The following is a 3,886-nucleotide window of genomic DNA, read 5'->3' on the forward strand; positions in this document are numbered from 1 at the left end:
CCTCCGTCCCCGGTTCCGTCGGTGCGAACCACCGCTCGGCGAGCGCGGCGAGGTGCGGGGCCGGGTGCACCGACACCGGGATCCGCCCGCCGCTGAGCGCTCCCTGACTGGACACCGGGGCGGGGCAGGGCAGGCGGATGCTCACACTGGTTCCGGACTACCACCTGTGCGTCGTCCCGGCCGGACGCATCGCGGTCGGGGTTCCCGACGCGCTGGCGCGGCTGGACCCGGCACGCCCGCTGACCTTCGTCAGCGGACCGTCGGCGACCAGCGACATCGAGCTCGACCGGGTGGAGGGCGTCCACGGCCCCCGCACCCTGGAGGTGCTGGTGGCCGACGAATCGTGACCGGCCAGGCCACCGGCCACCGGCCCGCCCACGGGACGGCCCCGTCGGTCACCTCACGCGTAGATGTCGGCCGGGGTCACCAGGGACAGGGTCGGGTCCTCGGCCTCGTGCCGAACCAGCCGATCGGTGAACCCCGCGCGGGAACAGAGCACCCGACGCGGTCGGTCGACGACCCTGTCGACGAACGGTGTCAGGCCGTCCAGCAGGTTCAGTTCGGCGAAGTCGACCGCTGACGTGGTCCACTTGCACATGCCGAGCACGCGGGTGTTGTTGTCCCCGTCCACACCGACGAGGTCGATCTCCCGTTCGGTCGTGTGACGATCCCGCCCCGTCGGGACCGGTCCCCACCAGCGGCCGACGGAGCTCACCTCGGGTGAGGTCAGCAGCACGTGTTCCCGGCAGACGTCTTCCCACACCCCCGACGTGTGGTGATCGAGCTGAGGGAGCACCGTGTCCCGCACATAGGCGGCCGCGAGGGCGTTCGTCCGTAGCTGGGAGCGTCCGGCTTCGACGAAACGGTAGTGGAAGCGGAGAAACTGGTCCCGGATCCGGTAGGTGACCTTCTTGCTCCGGGGGGACGCGGTGATCGGGCGTTGACTCTCGACGAGGCCCAGCCGTTCGAGGGTGCCGAGCACCTTGGTGACATGGCCGGGCTCCAGCCCGGTACGGGCACTCATGGTGCTGTTGCGATTGTGGCCGTGGGCGATCGCGCGGAGCACGGCGGTGTGATTGGCCGGGCTACTGATCGACTGTCGCAGCATCAGTTCGGCCTCGTCGTGCAGGAGGCCGCCGCGCTCGAACACTTCGGTCAGCAGATGGTCACCGAGCGGGCGGTCATCGGTGAACCGTGCCAGGTAGTACGGGATGCCGCCACACACCGAATACGCCCGTACCCGGTCCTCGGCGGTGTAGCCGGGGTGGAACAGTGCGGCGTCGCGCGCCAGGAACGGTTCCACCTTGAGCTGTCCGGTCCGCCTCCCGTACAGACGTCTGGCGAGTACCTCGTCCTCGAAGAAGGAGATCTCGCTCCCGGCGAGCACGAGGACGAGTGGGAGCGTCCGGCCTGTCGTTCGCCACCAGCGGCTGAGCACACTCTCCAGTTCGGGTGCCTGCTGCGCCAACAGCTGGAACTCGTCGAACACCACGAGTGTGCGCTGGTTGCCCACGAAGCGGGCGACCGCGGCCAGCGCCGCCTCCCAGCTGGTCAGTGGCTGGGTTCTCAACAGCTCGTCTCCGGAGACCCGGGCGAGCTCGTCGGTGAGGTCGTGCAGTTGCTCCTGTCTGACGGTGTCCGTCGCTTCCACGAACAGCGCCCGCGTGCCGTCCGTGAAGTGGGTCAGCAACTCGGTCTTGCCGACGCGCCGACGCCCGTAGACCACCAGGAGCTCGCCGGGGCACTGGTGTTCCGGGGAGAGTGCCGGGATCACCCGCGGCGCGGGTCCCTGTGTGGACGTTCGTAAGAGCCGCCGCCCTCCCCGGCCTCGGCCAGTTCGGCGAGGGCCTGCGCCCGCCGCAGTCGCAGCACCGTCTCGCGCAACGCGACGTTCACCGTGTCCTCCGCGGTGTTCGTGCCGAGCAGTCCGGACGCCTCGCTGAGCGCCTCGTCGTCGATATCGAGGAAAACCTGGGACATGGCACGTTCCTACACGACTCCGGTGCCCGCACGGAGCGCCCCCATCGGGTCGTCGGTCGTTTCCGTGCGGCCGGCGTCCGGTCAGGGGCCGAACGCCTCGTCGGCCGGGGCGGGCCTGCCGAAGTGAAAGCCCTGGGCCCGGTCGCAACCGAGGTCGCGCAGCACCCGCACCTGACGGTCGTTCTCCGCGCCCTCGGCGACCACCGTGAGCCCCATCGAGTGCGCCATCCGCACGATGCCCGTGATGATGGCCTCCGCGTCGCTCTCGGCGGGGCCGTCGAGGCCCGCGACGAACGAGCGGTCGATCTTGAGCGTGTCCAGCGGCAGCTTCCACAGCTGGGCCAGCGACGAGTAGCCGGTGCCGAAGTCGTCGATGGCCAGCCGCACCCCGAGTCCGCGCAGGGCCGTCAACACCTCGGCCGCGGCGGAGGGCTCGCGCATCAGGGCGCTCTCGGTGACCTCCAGACACAGCTCACCCGGCGGCAGGCCGGTGGTGCGCAGGGCGTCGTCCACGGCCGCGACCAGCGATTCGTCGTCGAGCTGACGTGCGGAGAGGTTCACCGCGAGCCGGGTTCGGGACGCGCCGCGCAGCCGTCGCCGGGCCAGCTCCCCGGTGGCCGTGCGCAGCATGTGGCCGCCGATGAGATTGATCAGGTCGCTCTCCTCGGCCAGCGGGATGAACTCGCCGGGGGAGACGAGCCCGTGGACCGGGTGCTGCCAGCGCAACAGGCCCTCCACGGCCACCCGGCGGTAGGTGCGCAGATCCACGATCGGTTGGTAGGCGACCCAGAGCTGGTCCTGCGGCACCGCGTCGCGCAGGTCCTGCTCCAGCCGGAGCTGCCGCTGCACCCGCTCCCGCAGTTCGACGTCGAAGAACTCGTACCGGCCCCGGCCCCTGGTCTTCGCCTGGTACATCGCCACGTCGGCGTCGCGCAGCAGGTCCTCCGGGCAGCGCCCGTCGTCGCCGGTCGCGGTGACGATGCCGATGCTGGCGTCGACGCGCAGCCTGCGGCCCTCGACCGTGATCGGTTCGGTGAGCGCGCGGCGCAGCGAATCGACCAGCGAACGGATCTGCCCACAGTGCGGCACATCGGGGGTCACGACGGCGAACTCGTCCCCACCCAGCCTGCCGACGACGTCCCGCTCACGCACGCGGCGACGGAGGCGGTCGCCGACGATACGGAGGACGCGGTCGCCGACCCCGTGCCCGAGCGAGTCGTTGATGACCTTGAACTTGTCGAGGTCGATGAACAGCACACAGGTCATGCCCTCCGGTCCGGTCCCGCGCAGGGCGGAGGCGAGCCCGCGCAGCACGAGCGACCGGTTGGCGAGCCCGGTCAGAGAGTCGTGGGTCGCATCGTGGGCCAGACGTCGCCCGATCGCGCGGCGCTCGGTGATGTCGCTGAACGAGACGACCACCGCGTGCGGCGTGGTGCCGTGCGGATCCAGCGCGCGGCAACTCAGGGACAGCCACACCCAGCGCCCGTCCACCGTCACCGTGGGGCGCCGGGCCGGTATCACCGGAGCAGGACAGGACGGTGACCAGGGCGGCCGTGACCAGCCCGATCGACACCGAGCGTCGTCTCACCCCTCCAGGGAACCCGGTCGGTCGACGGGATTCAACACGATCGACGGACTGTGGTGGAGTCGGGACGCGGCGCGGTGGGCGCGCATACCGTCTTTCGTCGGTTCCGGCCGCCTGTTCCCTTGACACCGGCCACCGGCGCGGTAATGGTCGACACTCGCTCACCGTCCGTGTGAACCGTCCGACCGGGGGTCACCTGTGCCGCGTCCACGTCTGTCCCTGTTGTCCGTCGCGGTGGTGGTCGCGCTGCCACTCCTGGCCGGCGCCGCCACGGCTGCGCCAGAAGCCACGGCCGGGCCCACGGAACCCGTCTTCGCGGAC

2 protein-coding genes and 2 pseudogenes are annotated in these 3,886 nt (G+C 70.7%); 1 reads left to right on the forward strand and 3 read right to left on the reverse strand.

Features of this window, described 5'->3' with window-relative positions; all coding sequences use genetic code 11:
- Positions 1-107 precede the first annotated feature (107 nt).
- Positions 108-347 (forward strand): annotated as a pseudogene (locus tag SACHA_RS0105905) (LUD domain-containing protein); the annotation flags it as partial.
- A gap of 53 nt (positions 348-400) precedes the next feature.
- On the opposite strand, the gene SACHA_RS0105910 reads toward SACHA_RS0105905, so the two are convergent.
- The 3 genes and pseudogenes from SACHA_RS0105910 to SACHA_RS20535 form a co-directional block, all read right to left on the reverse strand.
- Entirely contained in the window at positions 401-1,774 is a 1,374-nt protein-coding gene (locus tag SACHA_RS0105910; RefSeq protein WP_019807931.1) for an ATP-binding protein, read from the reverse strand.
- Complete coding sequence (locus SACHA_RS0105915; protein ID WP_019807933.1) at positions 1,771-1,980, reverse strand: type II toxin-antitoxin system VapB family antitoxin; 210 nt, start codon at positions 1,978-1,980, stop codon at positions 1,771-1,773. Before SACHA_RS0105915 ends, SACHA_RS0105910 begins: the two co-directional genes overlap by 4 nt.
- Positions 1,981-2,061: 81 nt before the next feature.
- Positions 2,062-3,501 (reverse strand): annotated as a pseudogene (locus SACHA_RS20535) (putative bifunctional diguanylate cyclase/phosphodiesterase); the annotation flags it as partial.
- Positions 3,502-3,886 lie beyond the last annotated feature (385 nt).

This window comes from Saccharomonospora halophila 8 (assembly GCF_000383775.1).
In the GTDB taxonomy this organism is placed as follows: Bacteria; Actinomycetota; Actinomycetes; order Mycobacteriales; family Pseudonocardiaceae; genus Saccharomonospora; species Saccharomonospora halophila.

What these genes read in the sequence shown, in the direction of transcription:
- SACHA_RS0105915 (WP_019807933.1), bottom strand. Translation starts at nt 1,980, where the DNA reads ATGTCCCAGGTTTTCCTCGATATCGACGACGAGGCGCTCAGCGAGGCG.